Origin of the sequence: Methylocucumis oryzae (assembly GCF_000963695.1) — a bacterium.
Lineage (GTDB): Bacteria > Pseudomonadota > Gammaproteobacteria > Methylococcales > Methylomonadaceae > Methylovulum > Methylovulum oryzae.
In genome coordinates, this window is the sequence record NZ_LAJX01000052.1 from 1 (window position 1) to 18,146 (window position 18,146).

The window sequence follows — 18,146 nt, forward strand, 5'->3', positions numbered from 1 at the left end:
CTATGATGCGCTGTGCGCACCTTTATAACTTGACCGTTCAGAGTATATGCAGAGGTGTAGTAGCGAGAAATATCAATCTTTTTTGCCATTACGCTTATTACGGCCTGAATCGTCGTCGCGACCTGAAGCATGGTTTGAGCTAGGACTTTCATCGTTGCTGCGTTGATTAGACGTGTCTGCGCTAGCGCTTGGTTTGTTTATACTTTCAGTATTGCTACGTTGATTACTCATGTCAGCGTTTGAGCTAGTACTCGGTTTATATGCGCTTGAGTTTTCAGTGCTGCGACGTTGGTTAGACGTCTCGGTGTTTGTGCTAGTGGAAGGTTTATAAACACTTGGGCTTTCAGTGCTAACACGTCGATTAACTGTATCAGTACCTGAACGCGCGCTAGATGGCGGTTGTGAGCGAGAGCTGTCAGTATTATGTTGAGTCGATGTGCTGTTTACGGAAGCTTCGATTGGCCGGTGCGGTGAGGCATTAGATTGATTGTTGCTACTGCTTGGAGGGGATTGATAAACTCTAATCGGTTGATTAGGTGTTTGAGGTGCGTCAACGGGGATTGATGGCGACGATTGTGGCGGTTGATAACTGCTAGGATGTTCGCTGTCAGAATGGGTATCTCTGATATGAATTTCACTCGCTGAACTAGGCGTTGAGTGAATTATTGCTTTAGTGGCTGAATCATAATGCGGGCTATATGGCTAGGTGTTTGGATAATAATAGGCTGGTAAGCAGGATAAAAATAAATAAATGCATGTTGAGGTTCGCATTGCTCATTGCAAGGTGGCTCAGTAATACAATTGGGATAACAAGGCAATTCCACCATTTTATGCTGGAGTTCTAGCATAATGTCTTCAGCCAAACTAGTTAGATGGACTGGCCATTCGGCGTTAACTGGTACGATTCGACTTAATTCAAAACGTTGTATGAGATTTTGTTCATCATACACGCTGATTAACACGACTAAGCGCTCATGCGAATAAGACGTTATCGTGGTTTGTAAGCTTAATGAATGGATATAAGGGTTGATTTGCAATATGGCTTGTTTGCGTAAAGCCACTTTTAAACTGTATTCCAGCGCTAGGTCAGTATCAGCTAACGGAATGGCTTCGTTAGCTTCAATGCTAACCGGTAAGATATAAAACTTAGATAAATCGATAGGCGATGACGACTCAGCACTTGCATAGTTAGCTAAACTAAAAGCCAATGTAAGCCACGCCAATAAAATTTTCTGTATTAATCGGTTCATCGCGTTACTCCTGGTATGTATTAGAATGAGTTTCAACTTCATGCCAATGCCGCATGACGGCGTTTACCGCTAAATCTAACGAGGATAGCATTGGGTTGCCCGGCTGTTCACGTTGATTGGCTTTAAAGGCTTGAACAGCAAAACCGGCAACTCTGACCGTCATGGCTACCTTAACAATTTCGCGTCGATTATTTTTTGTCGTATCAACCCGATAAACATAGTTCTCATTGCCCCATAAGCCGTTATCTAACACATTACCGCTAAAGCTGCTTTGCAATAACGTCACTTCATTGACAAAAACACCCGGATTGCTCTCTAGTCGATTGATAAACTGCTGTTCTAACCAAGACTTGTTAACCGTTACTGAATATTTATTATTGCTTTCTTGCCAGCGTCCTTTTATTTCTCCGGCAGTAAATTGAGCATTACTCCAAAAATGATAAGTGCCGTCAGCAATATCAACATAATGTTCCGGTGTTAAATGAGGGGCATTAATAGCCGTAACATCAATTCGGCTTAACGTCGTCGTATCCCATTGACCTTGGACACGTGCTTGACTGGTGATTGGCGTTATTAACGCAAAGGTAGTAATTATTATCGTATTCCAAAATAACTGATAAGGTCGCTGGCGCATAGTGGGTGTCCGGGTGAAGAGATTGATGAACAAGCAAAACCCTAGTTATGCTTGCTTTCTGCCATCTATCAATGGCCGGAATTTAGTTTGAAACCAGAACGCTTAACAGTCGATGAACCATAGACCATCGTAAAGCTGGTGACGTGAAACGATAAAACAGTATTGTGCAAATATAGAGCTGCGCAATAACAAGACTGTGCTGTGCTAACACCAGGTTATCGTGACCAAACGTCATGAAAAAGTTTATTTCGTTATACGATGCTATCGGATAGATGCAGGTTGTTACGCTGGATTGAAAATAATTCGCGATCTAAAAAAATCGACTAAATTAGTTTATGTTAAGACGCTTGAGATGCTAATAGCGCTGTACCAGTCACAATTTGTAACAATTAAATACTAAACAGCCATCTCTCTTTTCTTTGATTGTGTAATAATGCGTCGGCTGCCCGCAGCTCATTTTGGTTACTGGGTAGCTGTATGAGATTCCTAACATAATTAATAGAAGAGGGTATTATGGCTAATAATAACTTACCACATTCATCATCTCGTCGTCGTTTTTTGCAAACCGGTGTGGCTACGGCGGCAAGCTTAGCCGTTTTAAGCACATCATCTGAAACTGCGAACGCCAGTACTGCTAAGGCAGCACCAGGACCTGCTGTGGGCAAACCTAATATTTTATTAATGACCGTAGACGAGCAGCGTTATCCAACGGTTTATGAGTCAGATGAGTTAACAGCGTTTCGCAAAAATTATTTAACGACGCAGGAAACGTTGCGGCAACAAGGCTTAAGTTTTCAACGCCATTATGCTGCTTCAGTAGCTTGTGCACCCAGCCGCGCGTCACTGTATACCGGTCATTATCCTTCTTTGCATGGCGTGACCAACACCGATGGCGCCGCTAAAGCGAGCAACGACCCAACCATGTGGTGGTTAGAAGCTAATACAGTACCCACGTTAGGTAATTATTTCAAAACAGCCGGTTATCGCACGTTTTGGAAAGGTAAATGGCATTTATCTCATGCGGATTTATTAGTACCTGGCACCAATTCGTCGTTACCCAGTTACACCAGTACCGGCGAACCCGATGAGGTTAATGAAGATTTGTATTTAGAAGCTAGCCGTTTAGCTGATTATGGTTTTACCGGTTGGATAGGACCAGAACCGCATGGTAGCAATCCGTTAAATAGCGCGTCATCTGCCGGTGCCGGATTGCGTAGCCGCGATCAAGGTTTTGCCGATCAACTGGTTGCATTAATTCAACAGCTAGATGCCGAACAAGACCCCAATCCTTGGTTAATCGTTTCATCGTTTTTAAACCCGCATGATATAGCGTTATGGGGCTTTTTCTCCAACCTATCAGCCACCGCGCAACAAACTTATGATTTTTCGGTTGGCGACGAAGTGCCGTTTAAATTGTTTATTAAAACCTTATTTAACCAAACACATAAAGAAGACTTATCAACTAAGCCTAGTTGTCAATTAAGCTATAGAAACAGTTATCGTAAATTTTTCCAGCCAATTTTTGCTGGTTTACCGTATTACCGGTTTTATTATCAAGCGCATTTAAATGTTGATAGACAACTTGCGCGAGTTTATCAAGCACTGATGGACTCCAGCTTTTTCGATAACACTATTGTTGTATTTACCTCTGATCATGGCGACTTGCTTGATACGCACGGTGGTCTACACCAAAAATGGTATGGTGCGTATGAAGAAGCGATACATGTGCCACTGATTATCAGCAGCCCTTTATTTCCGGAAAACAATGGCAAAACCGCCGATATGTTAACTAGCCATGTCGATTTATTGCCTACGCTATTAGGTCTTGCTGGGGTTGATGCTGAAGCTACTAGAACACAGTTAACCGCAACGCATACCGAAGCTCAGCCTTTAGTGGGTAAAGATTTATCGGCATTAATTCGCGGGGAAGCGACGACCGGCACATTAGAAACACCTATTTTCTTCATGAGCGATGATGACCCTAGCCGTGGCCAGAATCAAAACAATTTTATTGGCTTAGCCTATAACTCAGTGATTCAGCCTAACCATATCGAAACGGTAGTGGCACGTATTAAAGGTAAAGTTTGGAAATACTCGCGCTATTTTGATAATCCGCAATTCTGGTCTAGCCCTGGTACGCCTGGCGATAGCGGTGTACAAGATGAAACGATAAAAGAATTGGGTACTGGCCAAGATAACGAAGGCACATCGACGGTACGCTGCCAAAAAACCGTTAAATTAACGCCCGCCGCTGATGAATATGAAATGTATAACATCAGCGATGACCCTATGGAGTTGACTAATCTAGCTGGGGTAGCAGCTTATGCCGCGCAACAGAAAAAACTCGAATCGTTGTTACAGCAACAACTTCAGCAAAAACGCTTAACACCTAATTCGGGTACGGTACCTGGGCAATAGACGTAGCGGTATAGCCGGTGTTTGGAGTACAAGCCAAAGGTTTGTACTCCGATATTCACTGACATTAAATTCTGGAATAAATACTAATATTCATGAGGTTATGATTGAGTTCTCCATCTCATTAGTTTATTAAAAGACCTTGGAATCCATAAAAAGCCTTATTAGTTTCATCTCGTTACCAAGTCTAATAGTCGCTAAAATTGCGACATGAGCAGTAACGGTGATGTGTTTTTTTACTTTTTGATTTACATGGTAGGCATAAAAAAATAAACCCGCTGCAATTAACTGATTTTATTTGCCTTTATTGTTTTTAAGGAGGGCGCATTCAGCAATATGAGAATGCCTTAATCATCAAAGCGAGGTTAGTCACGAAATTTCCTCCACTATGCTCATTACGGTTTATAATAGTTCATTAATTGATATGATTATTTCTTTATAGGCTACAGAATGAAAACCAGTCATGTGCTAATAGCGATTGTATTGCTTGATTTAACAGGATGCAGCTCAGTGACTTCTGAGCCGGTGCAGTCCAGTGTTGCGCCTGACAATCAGTTATTTGATAGGTCAGTGTCGCAACCTAAACAAACCTTGTTTAAAGCAGGTAAAACCTTAGAGTTAATCAGGGTCATGGATGGTGCGGTTTGTAAAAATGATATGGAAGGCGCTAAAGGTAGCTTTTTGCTGTACGCTTATGCGGGTGATTTTGACAAAATTAAGCAAGAGCAAGGTGAGGCGGTTATTAAGTCGATTGAGCATAAAATTGAAGTATTTTCTGAGTATGTTTTACAGCAGGCGATTGGTACAACTAACTTAGCAAAAGATCCGTTTGCGCTAAGCGATGAGCAAGCACAAGCTAAAACGGCAAGAGAGTTTGAGCAACATTTTCGCGAAGTTGTCCAGCATGAAATTAACGCCATAGAGCAAGAAACAAAGTTGACTTTGGACGTTAGCGCTTATCCGCCCTCATTTGTTTTTTTTCGTAATGGCTGCGATACTGAGCTATTAGAATCAGTGATTTTAGATGCTGAAGATAATGCTCAAATGGAGCATTATTAATCTTTAGCGTGTTCATCAGCTCTGGGCGATCACACGCCCTAATGTCTCTTAATATCTCACCATGATTGCCACATGAGCGTTAAAAATCCACAAGACGATTTACAAAACCAACTCAAAGCTGCGGCTTTGTCTTACCATGAGTTTCCTGTTCGCGGCAAAATCAGCGTTACGCCGACTAAACAACTGACGTGTCAACGGGATTTATCATTGGCTTATTCTCCAGGCGTGGCGGCGGCTTGTGAACAAATTGCAGCGTGTCCTACCGATGTAAATAAATATACCGCACGTGCAAATTTTAGTTGCCGTGGTAACTAACGGCAGTGCGGTATTAGGCTTGGGTAATATTGGCCCGTTAGCGGCCAAACCGGTGATGGAAGGCAAGGCGGTATTATTTAAAAAGTTTGCCGGTATTGATGTCTTCGATATTGAGATTAACGAATCTGATCCTGATAAGTTGTGTGCCATTATTGCCGCATTAGAGCCTACATTTGGGGGGATTAATTTAGAAGATATTAAAGCGCCAGAATGTTTTTATATTGAGCGGCAATTGCGCGCGCGTATGAATATCCCTGTATTTCATGATGACCAGCATGGTACCGCGATTATTGTCAGCGCAGCTATATTAAATGGCTTGCAAGTCGTGGGTAAATCCTTAGATAGCTGTAAGCTTGTCGTATCAGGGGCCGGTGCTGCGGCCTTAGCATGTTTGGAGTTATTAGTCGATTTAGGGTTTCCTTTAGCTAATATTTTTGTCTGTGATCTTGCGGGTGTGGTTTACCAAGGTCGCACCGAGCTAATGGATGAAGAAAAAGCTCGCTATGCGCAAGCCACCGATGCCAGAACCTTAGCGGATATTATTAGCGATGCCGATGTTTTTTTAGGCTTATCAGCCGGCGGTGTGTTAACACAAGCGATGGTAAAAAAGATGGCTAGCAAGCCTATTATTCTTGCCTTAGCCAATCCGCGCCCTGAAATCATGCCGGAAGAGATTCGTGCGGTTAGAGATGATGCGATTATTGCGACAGGCCGTTCGGATTATCCTAATCAAGTCAATAATGTGTTGTGTTTTCCTTATGTGTTTCGTGGCGCGTTAGATTGCGGTGCAACGACGATTACTCGCAGTATGGAAATTGCAGCGGTTCATGCATTAGCGGCATTAGCTCAGGCTGAGCAATCAGATTTAGCCGCCGCTGCTTATGATAATCATCATGTTGCATTTGGCGAAAATCATTTAATCCCATTACCGTTCGATCCTAGGCTAATGAGTCATATCGCGCCTGCGGTGGCTAGGGCGGCCATGGAGGCAGGGGTTGCCACTCGGCCTATAGAGGATTTAACGCAGTATGCACAAAAACTTAGCCAGTTTGCTTATCATAGCGGTAGCTTTATGCAGCCGATTTTTAATAATGCGAAGAAGACGTCTATTGCAAATAAACGTATTGTGTTTACTGAAGGTGAAGATGAGCGTGTGTTAAGAGCGGTGCAAATTATTTTAGATGAGCAACTCGCTAAGCCGATTTTAATCGGGCGTCCTCATACGATTAAGCATTTACTGAAGCAATTTGGCTTACGCTTTAGGCTCGATAGTGATGTCACGGTTATTAGTCCGGATTTAGAAGGGCTTTATGATGATTTTTGGCGTAGTTATTGGTTATTGGCGCAGCGTAAAGGTATAACCGAATCTGCCGCGCAGTTAGCTATGCGTAGGCAACACACGTTAATCGGGGCTATGTTGGTTAAAAAAGGCTTCGCAGATGGTATGATTTGCGGGACATCCGGTGAACCCGGCCACCATTTACATGAAGTCGATTTAGTGTTGGGTAAGCGTGCGGGCGCGAGTGTTTACGCCGCGATGAATTATTTATTGTTGGCCGATAGGCAAATCGCTTTAGTTGATACGCATTTTAATCAAAATCCAAGTGCGGCTGAGCTTGCCGAGATTACCTTATTAGCTGCTGAACAAATGCGTCATTTTGGTTTGCCGCCGCGTGTAGCCTTGTTATCGCATTCTAATTTTGGTTCTCATCAGCACGGTTCTGCCAGCAAAATGCGAGAGGTATTGGCTCTTGTTAAACAATTCGAGCCTGAGCTTGAAAATTGACGGCGAAATGCAAGGGGATACGGCACTGGATTTTTCTTTGTTGACTAAACAAATGCCGCAATCGGGTTTATCCGCTAGCGCTAATCTATTGGTTTTTCCCAATATTGAAGCCGCCAATATTTCGTATAATTTACTGAAAACAGCGGCGGGCAATGGTATTGCCGTAGGCCCAATTTTGTTAGGCTGTGCGAGTCCCGTGCAAATATTGACCCCACACGCTACCGTCAGACGTATTGTCAATATGACGGCAATGTGCGTAGTTGAGGTCGAGTTGCGTAGAACAACTAGCGGTTAAGTCTGTGCTCCACCTATTTATCATTGAGTAGGGTAGGTAAGTCCGGCGCATCCAATAAACGCTCGCTCCAGTTTTCCAATTGCTCGGATGAGGCATTGATTAAGCGAACCTGCGCCCAGCGGGGTAATGCGCCAAAGCGTCGGGTTAATATGCGGCTGAGAATTAAGTATTCGCCTTCCTGCCTCCCTTCCTGCAGTCCTTGTTGTTGCCCTTGTTGTCGCCCTTCTTCCCTTCCAGCAATAACACCTTCGCTAAAAACCTCTTGGTAAAATCGTGTTTCCTGCAACTCTCTGTTTAATATCTCAGTTAACATAATACGAACCTCATCACGCGATAAGCGCGGTAACTTATAAATTAACATCATTTCCAGCAATTCTAGCCACGTTTCTTTTATAGTCGGTGTTTGCTGGTCTAACTGGTTTTTGATACGAGTGATATGGCTAGGAATGGCGGCTTCTGCCAGCTCAATCAAGCGTAGTAGTTGCAAACCAATACTGCCGTTATCAGACGATACTTGTTGTAAATATACGACATCGATACGTCGACTGTCGAAAAATTCACGGTAATGCTGAGGTATGCCTGGGTCGAATGAGCGTTCAGGAAAAATGACCACAGCATGCCAATCGTTGCGGGTGGGGTTTTGGTATAAATATAACATTACCTCGCTCAGCAAACGCGCATAAATTTTGGGGTCCTGATAATACTGCACTTCGGCAAAAATCAAAGGACTCTCATCACTGTTTTCTGGTGGCAGAAACACGCCATCGATACGAAATGCTGTTTCTTTTAATTCTACCGATTGAAAACGGTAACCATCGGCAGAAAACTGATCCTGCGTTTTCTGCATTCGCCACATCCTTGTGGCTTGTGGTTGTGATGGGTAAGTCAATCAGTTCAAATAACAATGCCGGTTGTTGTTGAAACAGACGATAAAATAGTTTATCGGTTTTCATAGGGTGATTTAGATAGGTATGTCATTAACACTCATAATCGCCGTCATTAATGACACCATAATGCCGCCGACGACAACGCCCATAAAGAAAATAACAGCGGGTTCGAGTAACGATAAGGCGCGTTTAATGCCTTCGTCTAAATTACGTTGATAAAGCCGGGTGATTTCTTTCATAGTGTCTGGCAAGTTGGCGGCCGCTTCGCCGGTGGTAATCATGCGTACAATTAATGGGGTAAACACCTCATGTTCTTTGAGTGATGCACCGAGTCCTTGACCTTGTTGCACGGATTTACCGACTTGTTGTAAGCGTTTGCGTAAATCATCACGCGGTAAGGTCTCGGTCGCTAGCGTGAGTGCATCGAGTAATTTAACACCTTGTTGTAACAGCTTTTGCATACTACCGCAGAATTGCACGGCCTCCCAGGCATCGATTAACGGTTTTAAAAAGGGTAGTTTTTGCAAATGCTGCCATATCGATAACTTGCCTTGTTTGATTAAATAATAGCTATACCCTACGCTAATGACTAAAGCGGAACTCCATATTGGCCAGTAATCTTGCATGTATTGCGAAATACTGATTAAGGCTTGTAATGATAACGAAGCTTCGCCGCCCATTTCTTTAACCATGCCGCCAAAGCGCGGGATAACGGTTAAGAATAAGAAAATCAATACAGCAATACAGACCACAATTAAAAACGCCGGATAAGTCAGTGCTGTACGCACTTCGTTGCGCAGCTTAATTTCTTCATTTAAGCGTTCTGCGGCCATAGTTAGCGCTGAACCGGTATCGCCGTTGGCTTCGCCGATGCGGATTAAATGAGCGGAATAGCGCGGGAATGCATCGGGCAATGATAACATCGCATCGGATAAGCTCATGCCAGAACGCACCATTGCGGTTAGCTCTTTCCAAGCAGTTTGTAATCGACTCGCTGGCATTGCGTCGGTCAGTAAGCTTAATGATTGATCTAATGGCATACCGCTATTTCGTAGGCTGGCCAGCTCGTAAAAAGCCGATAATAACTCGCCGGGTGGTACCGATAATTGAATGGTTTGGTGACTAGCTTGCACCGAAAATGGCTGTACGCCTTTTTTTTCCAATAGAGAAATAGCTTCAAGTCTGGATTCTGCGCTAATCCAGCCTTTAACGGGTAAGCCGTTTTGGCGCTGGCCTTTATAATGAAAGTACCTCATCCAATAACTCGCATGACTTCTTCAATGGTGGTTTCGCCATTCATGGCGTACAGCAAGCCATCTTGTTGTAAAGTTCGCATACCGGATTGAATTAACTCGCTTTTTAATGCATCGGGATTGTGGTTTAAATGATAATGCACATCATCTGTTGCTGCGAAAATTTCAAAAATTGGCCGTCGTCCACGATAACCCGAGCCTAGACAATGTGGACAGCCTTGACCACGCATGAAGCGAGGTTTGGCTATCGCATGACGTAAATAATCCAGTTCCATGTCAGCAATCGGTAATACAGCGCTAGGGTCTTCAACTGAGCAATGGCGGCAAATTTTTCTAACCAGGCGTTGTCCGATGACGCCTATAATCGATGAGGCAAGCAAATAAGCCGGAATGCCCATGTCGAGTAAGCGCACATACGCACCGGGTGCATCATTGGTGTGTAACGTCGATAACACTAAATGACCGGTTAAGGCGGCTTGAATAGCAATTTCAGCCGTTTCGCGGTCGCGTATCTCGCCGATGAGTACAATATCGGGGTCTTGGCGTAACACAGAGCGTAACACCGAGGCAAAGCTTAAGCCTATATCGGTATTGACTTGAATTTGGGTAATACCGGTGATTTGGTATTCTACAGGGTCTTCAACGGTGATGATTTTGCGCTCTTCACTAAATAAATGTTGCAAGAACGCGTATAAACTCGTGCTTTTACCGCTACCTGTGGGGCCTGTGACTAAAATAATACCGTTAGTTTGGCGTAATAAGCGTTGGATTAACTCACTATGGTCGGTATGCATATTCAAATCGGCTAGGCTATTAATCTTATCCTCGCTGATTAACAATCGCATCACAATGTCTTCACCCATGACGCAAGGCGTGGTGGCTACCCGAATATCTAAGCTAATACCGCTTAAGCGCGTGCGGATACGACCATCTTGCGGTAAACGCTTTTCGGAAATATCCAGTCCTGCCATTAATTTAACCCGTGAAATAATCGCCGCTTGCATCCCTATGCCTGGTCTATCCACTTCATGTAACACGCCATCGACGCGAAATCTAACTCTAAAAATCCCACGATAGGTTTCAAAGTGAATATCAGACGCCCGTGCATCTAAGGCGCGCTGTATCGTATCGTTAACAAATTGTACAACCGGTGCAGCAATAGCAATGTCTTGTACGCTGTCTGCTAATAAACTGTGCGTTTCATCGCTAGTTTCTAGCAAGGCCAGCAATTGCCGTAGCTCGTGGTTAGTAACTAATACCGGTTTAATCGTCATGCTGGTTTTTTTGCTTACGCTGTCAATGACAAACGCGTTAAACACATCATCCATAGCGACCCATAGTTGGTCTTGATAAATGCCTAGTGGACAAGCGTTTTGTTTATGCCACCACGTAGCAGCAAAATTTAATAACGCTAGTTCATTAATGCTTGTAGGTATAGGCTGGTACTGACTCCAATCAGACAGCCTAGGTAACTGCCATTGCCGTGCGACGAGGGGTAAAATGTCTTCTTCTGAGCAAAAGCCTTGTTTAATTAATGAAGCGCCCAAACGACCACCGAATTGCCGTTGCGCGGCTAAGCCGGCTTCTAACTCTCTGGCAGTGATAATAGTGGCTTCGATTAATAATTCGCCTAATTTTTTCATTCGTATGAGGGGAGTGAGGAGTCGAGTACATTATGCTTTGTGCTGATAGCGCAGCAAGCACAAGTCCATACCATGTATTGGCAGTGGCTTGAGTACTTAAATCACGTGATGTTATTCGCAGATAAAAATACAAGTATGACATAAATTCATTCTGGGGTGAGACAGTGTGAGTATTTCCAGATAGAATATTTAGCACTTGCACGCGCTTGCTGGCGTTTATATCGATTAACAAAGGATTTTGAGATGATTGAAATAACCGAAGTACCCAGCCCATTTTGTGGTTTAGGCACTGATGATTTAAGTATTTCTGTTAACGGGTTGACAGTTAAAGTGACAGCGAATGGGTGCGCCGTCAATACGCCGTTGTTTGAGCAGCCCGTTATTGATACCAGCCCTCGAATATGTGGCGTCACCGTAAGCTTAACCGAAGCAGCGCAGCATGCGGCAGACCTATTAAAACAAGCTAACCAACCGGTGATTGCCGGTTGCGCTACCGATGTTAATGGTATGCGCGCGCTGTTAGCCTTAGCGGATGCGAGTGGTGCGGTGGTCGATAACATCAATTTTACTCGTACACGCAATAATTTCTTAGCCTTACAAGATTCAGGTTGGATGACTACAACACTGGCGGAAGTCAAAAATCGTTGTGATTTATTGTTAGTGGTAGGCTGTGATATAGAAAAATTTGCGCCGCGCTTTTTCGAGCGCTATTTATGGACTGACGCGATGTTTTTGTCCGACTCGGCTAAACGCAAGCTGGTTTATTTAGGCGCAGCACCGAGCGAAATGGCAGCAAAAAAGTGATTCTGTGGCTGTGTATCCTTGTGCAACGGAAGATTTGTCTGAAGTATTAGCGGTTTTAAAAGCGTTAGTAAAAAAACAGCCCATTCGGTCAGATAGCGTTGCAGGCATTAAGGTTGCTGATTTAGCAGGTTTAGCTGAAGAATTAAGGCAAGCACAGTATAGCGTAGTGACGTGGGCGGCAGGTGCGTTAGCGTATGACCATGCTGAATTAACGGTACAAGCGATTGCGGATACGGTAAAAGAATTAAATAATCAAGATACGCGCTGTTCCGGTTTACCATTAGCCGGTAAGGAAGGCGACCAAACAGCCAACCAGGTGTGTGGTTGGACTACAGGGTATCCGGCACGCACTAGTTTTCATCGCGGTTATCCCGAATACGACCCTTTTCTCTTTGATACCAAAGCCATGTTAGAAAACGGTGAAGCCGACGCTTTAGTTTGGGTTCATGCGTTTAACAGTGAAACAATACCGCCTGAGACGCAATTACCCACTATCGTCATCGGGCGTTCAGGCATGGAGTTTAAGCATGAGCCTGATGTTTATATTCCAGTTGGTACTCCCGGCATCGATCACGCCGGTCACGCTTATCGCATGGATAATGTGGTGGCGATTCGCTTAAAAAAAGCTGCGTGATTCAGGATTGCCTAGTACAGCAGAAGCAATCAAGGCCATAGAATCTGCGTTTAACGCTTAATAGTAAATAGGTTGCTGAGAGCATTCAACCTCTGTTATGTCCAAAATTACTCGGCTCGACTAATTGGCTTTAAACTAACTTGCTGATTTAACTTTAAGTTTAAGCAAACGGGTAGGGTGGTTTTAAACCTATCGCATCTTATCGCTATGTGTGGGAAAAATTGCCCGCCCATTATTGAAGAAAAATGGTTTAGCGGTAGACTGCAATAAGTCTTGGTACTAGGACATCATTACGGTTCAATATTGCAGATGGGAACTTGAAGAACTACCAACAAACGAGAGAAAGCTGTCAGAACAGGTGGTTTCTTTAGAGTTTAAGCATAAATACCACGGCATTTCTGGAAGAGCATCTAAATCTTAATATTATTAAAACAAGTCATGGACAGCATGGCGTACTGACCAAAAACAATATGTATTTTAAGGAATTTCAATGCTAATCAAACTCACAGGCGGCACTCTTTACGACCCCGCCGTCGGCATAGCCGGACAGCAACAAGACTTATACATTCAAGACGGGCGTATTATCAATCCGCCGAAGGATGCTAAGCCTGATAAAGAATACGATTTAAAAGGTAAAGTCGTTATGTCTGGCGCGATTGACATGCATACCCATATTGGTGGCGGCAAAGGCAATATTGCGCGTATGTTATTGCCAGAAGATCATCGACAAGACCCGGTACCACGAACTCATATTTGCCGCTCTGGTTGCGGACATGCGATGCCTAGCACATTTGTGACAGGTTATCGTTATGCCGAGATGGGTTATACCGCTGCATTTGAACCGGCGGTATTGCCAAGTAATGCGAGACAAGCGCACATGGAAATGGGCGATGTGCCTATTTTAGACAAAGGCGGTTATGTCATGCTGGGTAGCGATGATTATTTGCTCAGGCTATTGACTGCGAAAAAAGACCAGAAAGCGATTAACGATTATGTTGCTTGGACGATTAACGCAGCCAAAGCGATAGGTGTTAAAGTCGTTAATCCAGGCGGTATTAATGCCTTTAAATTCAATCAACGTAAGTTGGATTTAGATGAGCAAAAACGCCCATTACGGTGTTACACCTAGGCAAATATTGCAAGTATTAGCAACAGCGGTGAAAGAGTTAGGTATTCGTCATCCGCTACATGTTCACGGCTGTAACTTGGGTGTACCAGGTAATGTGGAAACCACACTGGATACCATACAAGGCATAGGCGGCTTACCTATGCATTTAACGCATATTCAATTTCATAGCTACGGTACCGAAGGTGACTTTAAGTTTTCATCTGGCGCGGCGCAAATTGCTGAAGCAGTGAACAACAACAAAAATATCACAATAGATGTCGGTCAAATTTTATTCGGCCAAACGGTGACTGCTTCTGGTGACAATATGCGCCAACACGCGAATCACAAACATGCTAGCCCGAATAAATGGGTGGTAATGGACATTGAGTGCGACGCTGGCTGTGGTGTCGTACCGTTTAAATACCGCGACCAGAATTTTGTTAATGCCTTGCAATGGGCAATAGGTCTGGAAACATTTTTGTTAGTCAATGATCCATGGCGCATCTTCTTAACTACTGACCATCCTAACGGTGCGCCGTTTACTAGTTATCCACATTTAATTCGCTTGTTAATGGATAAGTCGTTCCGTAACGATATGTTGGCAACTCTGCATCCAGAAGCACAAAAAATGACTACATTAGCTTCTATAGACCGCGAATACACGCTAGAAGAAATCGCGATTATGACGCGTGCCGGCGCAGCTAAGCTCATCGGCTTAAAAGACCGTGGCAGTTTAGCGCCGGGTAACTGGGCGGATATTACTGTTTACACCGATAATACTAACCGTGAAGCGATGTTTGAAAAGCCAGATTATGTGTTTAAAGATGGCGAATTAGTTGTAGTGAATGGTCAAGTGGTAGCAACGAAATGGGGAACAACCCATACTGTTAAGCCCGATTTTGACCCATCGGTTGAGAAAGGTTTGAAAGATTATTTTGACCGTTATTTGGCTACTAAGTTAGGTAACTTTAAAATGAGTGATGATGAGATTACAGAGGATGGTAGGGGCAGTATTACTGTGCATCCGACGACGTAAATTACTATAGAGAAAAATCATGCTGCCTTCATTCTATATAGAAAACTTCAGGTTATTCGATACTCTTTCAATCAATAGACTGAGTAGAGTTAACCTGGTTGCCGGTAAAAATAACGTAGGTAAAAGTGCATTTTTAGAAGCAGTTCTTTTATATGTTTCTGATGCCTCATTTGAAAAAATCCACGCACTAATACAATCCAGGCAAGAAAATTTTGATCCAGATTCGCGTAACCATTTAAGCCAGCTACAGTTGAGCCCATTTAAGCATTTCTTTAAAGGGCACAAAATACCTTCGTTAGATGATAAAGGAATAATACTTGCGGAAAAAAAAGATACCTCTCCTTTAGTTATAAAAATCGCAGCGTACATCATTGAAGATTATGATGACAAACGAATTAGAAGGAAATTATCTCCACAAGAGTCGAGTTCTTTTAATCCAGATGAGCTAAAACCTAGCTCTTTTGAAATATCCTTGGTTACAGAAAAAGATGGAATTACTCAACCGCTATTTCCTTTTTTGTCAGAGGCAATGGACTTATCTGATCTAATCAGACTTAAAAATATAGGTGTGCGGATACAAAGCAAAAAAAAATCACGTCATCAAGGAGCCTGCCAATTTGTATCGACGCAAGGATTAAATGACGATGAAGCCGCAGAATTGTGGGATTCAATAAACTTAACTGACTTAGAAGCAGACGTAATGAATGGTCTTAAGTTGGTTGAAAATAAAATAACGGGGCTTGCTTTTGTAAAAAGCGAAAATTCAAATGACCGAATTCCAGTAATCAAGCTAAAGGATCACGAGGATCGCATACCACTAAAAAGCTTAGGTGATGGTGTAACAAAAAGTTTTTCACATTATTTTGTCGTTAGTAAACGCTAAAGATGGTGTTTTATTAATTGATGAATTTGAAAATGGTTTGCATTGGTCAGTGCAGCAATCTGTCTGGGATGTTTTATTCAAGCTCGCTGAAACACTTAATGTCCAGATTTTCTGTACAACGCATAGCAGTGACTGTATTAAAGGATTTGAATGCGTGTGGAAACAATTTCCTGAAAACGGAGCTTATTTCAGATTATTCACTCGGAATGGAAATATTCAAGCACAAGAGTATGATGTTGAAACGCTCTCAGACTCTTTAGAAACGGATGTTGAAGTAAGGTGAATTAGCAAATGGGTAATAAAATTAAAGACTTCAAGCATGAAGGGCCAAAAGTTTTACTTACAGAAGGTGTAAATGATTGCCATGTTATTTCGGCTCTTTGCAAGCATTACAACATTCCTGAAACCTTTGGTTTATATGAATGTGGTTCTGACGAATTAGCCTTAAAAAGGCTAACGGGTTTACTTAGCCACACCAGATCAAATTGAAACCATTGGTATTGTTATTGACGCTGACAATCCAGCGTTAATTGCAAAATGGCAAGCTGCTAAGAATAGGCTACAAAAAAGAGGCATAACTACGATTCAAGAAGAACCATTACTCACAGGAACCATTGTTCCTGCCAGTAATGGGCTTCCAAGGGTTGGGATTTGGCTAATGCCAAATAATCAAATAGATGGGATGCTCGAAGATTTTTGTAGCCAATTAGCCGACCCAATTGGAGTGGGTTTTGCCGAAAAATGCGTAAATGACGCAAAAGCAAATAATTTTACAACGTTTATTGATACCCATAAAACCAAAGCAGTCATCCATACTTTTTTAGCTTGGCAACATGAGCCAGGAATGCCCTTAGGCCAAGCCATTTCAGCAAGAACGCTAAATCCCGATAATGCCTTGGCAAAAACGTTTGCTGACTGGCTGACCGAATTATTTCAATAACAAATAGATTGTACAGGGTACATTCAAACAACATCAACAACGAGCAACCCCTATGATTATTAATGGTGTAACCATAGACGCCACCTTCGCGGAAGCATTTCCAATGAAGGCGACGCGCGCTATTATCACGGCGCAAAATGAAAAATGGGCAATGATTGCCGCGCAAGCCATGACTGGATTTGCAACCTCGGTCATTGCTTGTGGCTGTGAAGCCGGTATTGAAAGGACTTTACGTCCAAATGAAACACCCGATGGTCGTCCTGGCGTTTCGGTTATGATTTTTGCAATGGGCGGTAAAGGCTTAGCGAAGCAATTAGAAACTCGTGCCGGGCAATGCGTACTCACTTCGCCGACTTCAGCGTTGTTTGCTGGTATTGATAGTGATACTAAAATTCCTCTGGGGAAAAATCTACGCTATTTTGGTGATGGTTTTCAAATCGCTAAAGTGATTAACGGTAAACGTTATTGGCGTATTCCGGTGATGGACGGCGAGTTTTTAGCCGAAGCGACTACGGGTCAAGTTAATGCGGTCGGTGGCGGTAACTTCTTAGTGTTAGCCGAGTCGCAGCCACAAGCACTGGCTGCCTGTGAAGCGGCTATCGATGCAATGAAACAAGTACCTAACGTGATTATGCCGTTTCCAGGTGGTGTCGTGCGTTCGGGTTCTAAAGTCGGCTCTAAATACAAAGCATTAAACGCATCGACTAACGATGCTTTTTGCCCTACTTTAAAAGGCATGACCCAATCCGAATTACCGGCTAATTGCGAATCGGTAATGGAAATCGTGATTGATGGTTTGACGAAAGAAGACATTGATAACGCGATGCGTGTAGGCATACAAGCGGTTTGTAACTTAGGTGCAGAGCAGGGTATTACCCGCATTAGTGCCGGTAATTATGGCGGTAAATTAGGGCCGTTCCACTTTCATTTACAGGAGATTATGGCATGAGTGCTTTGACATTGACGTTAATACATCGGCCTGAACAGCGCGTTGATATGTCGCCTCTGGTGTGCCATAAGTTAAGCGGCTTAACGCCGGTGGAAATTGCGGCGTTGGAATTACAAAGCGGTAAGCGCAAGCTAAGAGTGGATGAGTTGTTTGCCGTGTCAGGTTTTGATACTGCGCAGATTATTATCAAAAAAAATAGCTCGCACAAGTTAGATTATATTGGTAAAGAGCTTGATGGCGGTGAGATTCAAGTAG

General features: G+C 43.3%; 17 protein-coding genes and 4 pseudogenes. 14 read left to right on the forward strand and 7 right to left on the reverse strand.

Annotation, left to right across the window (positions count from 1 at the left end; translation table 11 throughout):
• Positions 1-72: 72 nt before the first annotated feature.
• From VZ94_RS25815 to VZ94_RS06085, 3 genes are all read right to left on the reverse strand, one after another.
• Complete coding sequence (locus VZ94_RS25815) at positions 73-231, reverse strand: hypothetical protein (RefSeq protein ID WP_157844865.1); 159 nt, start codon at positions 229-231, stop codon at positions 73-75.
• Positions 232-662: 431 nt separating this feature from the next.
• Entirely contained in the window at positions 663-1,250 is a 588-nt protein-coding gene (locus tag VZ94_RS06080) for a hypothetical protein (RefSeq protein ID WP_045778560.1), read from the reverse strand.
• A 4-nt stretch (positions 1,251-1,254) separates the two neighbouring features.
• The gene (locus tag VZ94_RS06085) at positions 1,255-1,884 is read right to left on the reverse strand and encodes a hypothetical protein (RefSeq protein ID WP_045778561.1); all 630 of its coding nucleotides are present in this window, start codon (positions 1,882-1,884) and stop codon (positions 1,255-1,257) included.
• 513 nt (positions 1,885-2,397) lie between these two features.
• Between VZ94_RS06085 and VZ94_RS06090 the strand changes: the two genes are divergently transcribed.
• The 5 genes and pseudogenes from VZ94_RS06090 to VZ94_RS30320 all read left to right on the forward strand — a co-directional run bounded on the left by VZ94_RS06090 (position 2,398) and on the right by VZ94_RS30320 (position 7,754).
• Positions 2,398-4,302, forward strand: coding sequence for a sulfatase-like hydrolase/transferase (locus tag VZ94_RS06090; protein ID WP_052700253.1), 1,905 nt, complete (start codon positions 2,398-2,400; stop codon positions 4,300-4,302).
• A gap of 447 nt (positions 4,303-4,749) precedes the next feature.
• Positions 4,750-5,358, forward strand: a complete 609-nt coding sequence (locus VZ94_RS06095; RefSeq protein WP_052700254.1) for a hypothetical protein — start codon at positions 4,750-4,752, stop codon at positions 5,356-5,358.
• Between the two features lie 72 nt (positions 5,359-5,430).
• Positions 5,431-5,851, forward strand: a pseudogene (locus VZ94_RS31700) (NADP-dependent malic enzyme); the annotation flags it as partial.
• A gap of 66 nt (positions 5,852-5,917) precedes the next feature.
• Positions 5,918-7,459, forward strand: coding sequence for a phosphate acyltransferase (locus VZ94_RS31705; protein ID WP_338040267.1), 1,542 nt, complete (start codon positions 5,918-5,920; stop codon positions 7,457-7,459).
• Complete coding sequence (locus VZ94_RS30320) at positions 7,449-7,754, forward strand: phosphate acyltransferase (RefSeq protein ID WP_204369063.1); 306 nt, start codon at positions 7,449-7,451, stop codon at positions 7,752-7,754. Before VZ94_RS31705 ends, VZ94_RS30320 begins: the two co-directional genes overlap by 11 nt.
• 13 nt (positions 7,755-7,767) lie before the next feature.
• On the opposite strand, the gene VZ94_RS06105 is transcribed toward VZ94_RS30320, so the two are convergent.
• The 4 genes and pseudogenes from VZ94_RS06105 to VZ94_RS06115 all read right to left on the reverse strand — a co-directional run bounded on the left by VZ94_RS06105 (position 7,768) and on the right by VZ94_RS06115 (position 11,537).
• On the reverse strand, positions 7,768-8,601 hold the full coding sequence (locus tag VZ94_RS06105; protein WP_052700255.1) for an Rpn family recombination-promoting nuclease/putative transposase: 834 nt from the start codon (positions 8,599-8,601) through the stop codon (positions 7,768-7,770).
• Positions 8,602-8,632: 31 nt separating this feature from the next.
• Positions 8,633-8,707 (reverse strand): annotated as a pseudogene (locus VZ94_RS32680) (DUF2887 domain-containing protein); the annotation flags it as partial.
• An 8-nt stretch (positions 8,708-8,715) separates the two neighbouring features.
• Positions 8,716-9,897, reverse strand: a complete 1,182-nt coding sequence (locus VZ94_RS06110; RefSeq protein WP_045778563.1) for a type II secretion system F family protein — start codon at positions 9,895-9,897, stop codon at positions 8,716-8,718.
• On the reverse strand, positions 9,894-11,537 hold the full coding sequence (locus tag VZ94_RS06115) for a GspE/PulE family protein (RefSeq protein WP_045778564.1): 1,644 nt from the start codon (positions 11,535-11,537) through the stop codon (positions 9,894-9,896). The genes VZ94_RS06110 and VZ94_RS06115 overlap by 4 nt, the downstream gene beginning before the upstream one ends.
• Positions 11,538-11,780: 243 nt before the next feature.
• Here VZ94_RS06115 and VZ94_RS31710 point away from each other — a divergent pair, with 243 nt between their 5' ends.
• The 9 genes and pseudogenes from VZ94_RS31710 to VZ94_RS06145 all read left to right on the forward strand — a co-directional run.
• A complete protein-coding gene (locus VZ94_RS31710) occupies positions 11,781-12,341 on the forward strand; it encodes a hypothetical protein (RefSeq protein WP_338040265.1) in 561 nt (186 codons plus the stop codon).
• 4 nt (positions 12,342-12,345) lie between these two features.
• Complete coding sequence (locus VZ94_RS31715; RefSeq protein WP_338040266.1) at positions 12,346-12,975, forward strand: hypothetical protein; 630 nt, start codon at positions 12,346-12,348, stop codon at positions 12,973-12,975.
• Between the two features lie 490 nt (positions 12,976-13,465).
• A pseudogene (locus VZ94_RS06125) lies at positions 13,466-15,119 on the forward strand (formylmethanofuran dehydrogenase subunit A).
• 19 nt (positions 15,120-15,138) lie between these two features.
• Positions 15,139-16,002 carry an AAA family ATPase gene (locus VZ94_RS06130; protein ID WP_052700256.1) on the forward strand — a complete coding sequence of 288 codons (864 nt, stop codon included), beginning with the start codon at positions 15,139-15,141 and terminating at the stop codon, positions 16,000-16,002.
• Complete coding sequence (locus VZ94_RS30325; RefSeq protein ID WP_052700257.1) at positions 15,983-16,285, forward strand: AAA family ATPase; 303 nt, start codon at positions 15,983-15,985, stop codon at positions 16,283-16,285. Before VZ94_RS06130 ends, VZ94_RS30325 begins: the two co-directional genes overlap by 20 nt.
• 8 nt (positions 16,286-16,293) lie before the next feature.
• Complete coding sequence (locus VZ94_RS22305; RefSeq protein ID WP_052700258.1) at positions 16,294-16,491, forward strand: DUF3226 domain-containing protein; 198 nt, start codon at positions 16,294-16,296, stop codon at positions 16,489-16,491.
• A gap of 40 nt (positions 16,492-16,531) precedes the next feature.
• The gene (locus tag VZ94_RS22310; RefSeq protein WP_338040268.1) at positions 16,532-16,942 is read left to right on the forward strand and encodes a DUF3226 domain-containing protein; all 411 of its coding nucleotides are present in this window, start codon (positions 16,532-16,534) and stop codon (positions 16,940-16,942) included.
• 52 nt (positions 16,943-16,994) lie between these two features.
• Positions 16,995-17,891 (forward strand): formylmethanofuran--tetrahydromethanopterin N-formyltransferase, encoded by an 897-nt coding sequence (fhcD, locus tag VZ94_RS06140; protein ID WP_045778565.1) that lies wholly within the window; start codon positions 16,995-16,997, stop codon positions 17,889-17,891.
• A pseudogene (locus VZ94_RS06145) lies at positions 17,888-18,146 on the forward strand (formylmethanofuran dehydrogenase subunit C); the annotation flags it as partial. The gene fhcD and the pseudogene VZ94_RS06145, both read left to right, overlap by 4 nt.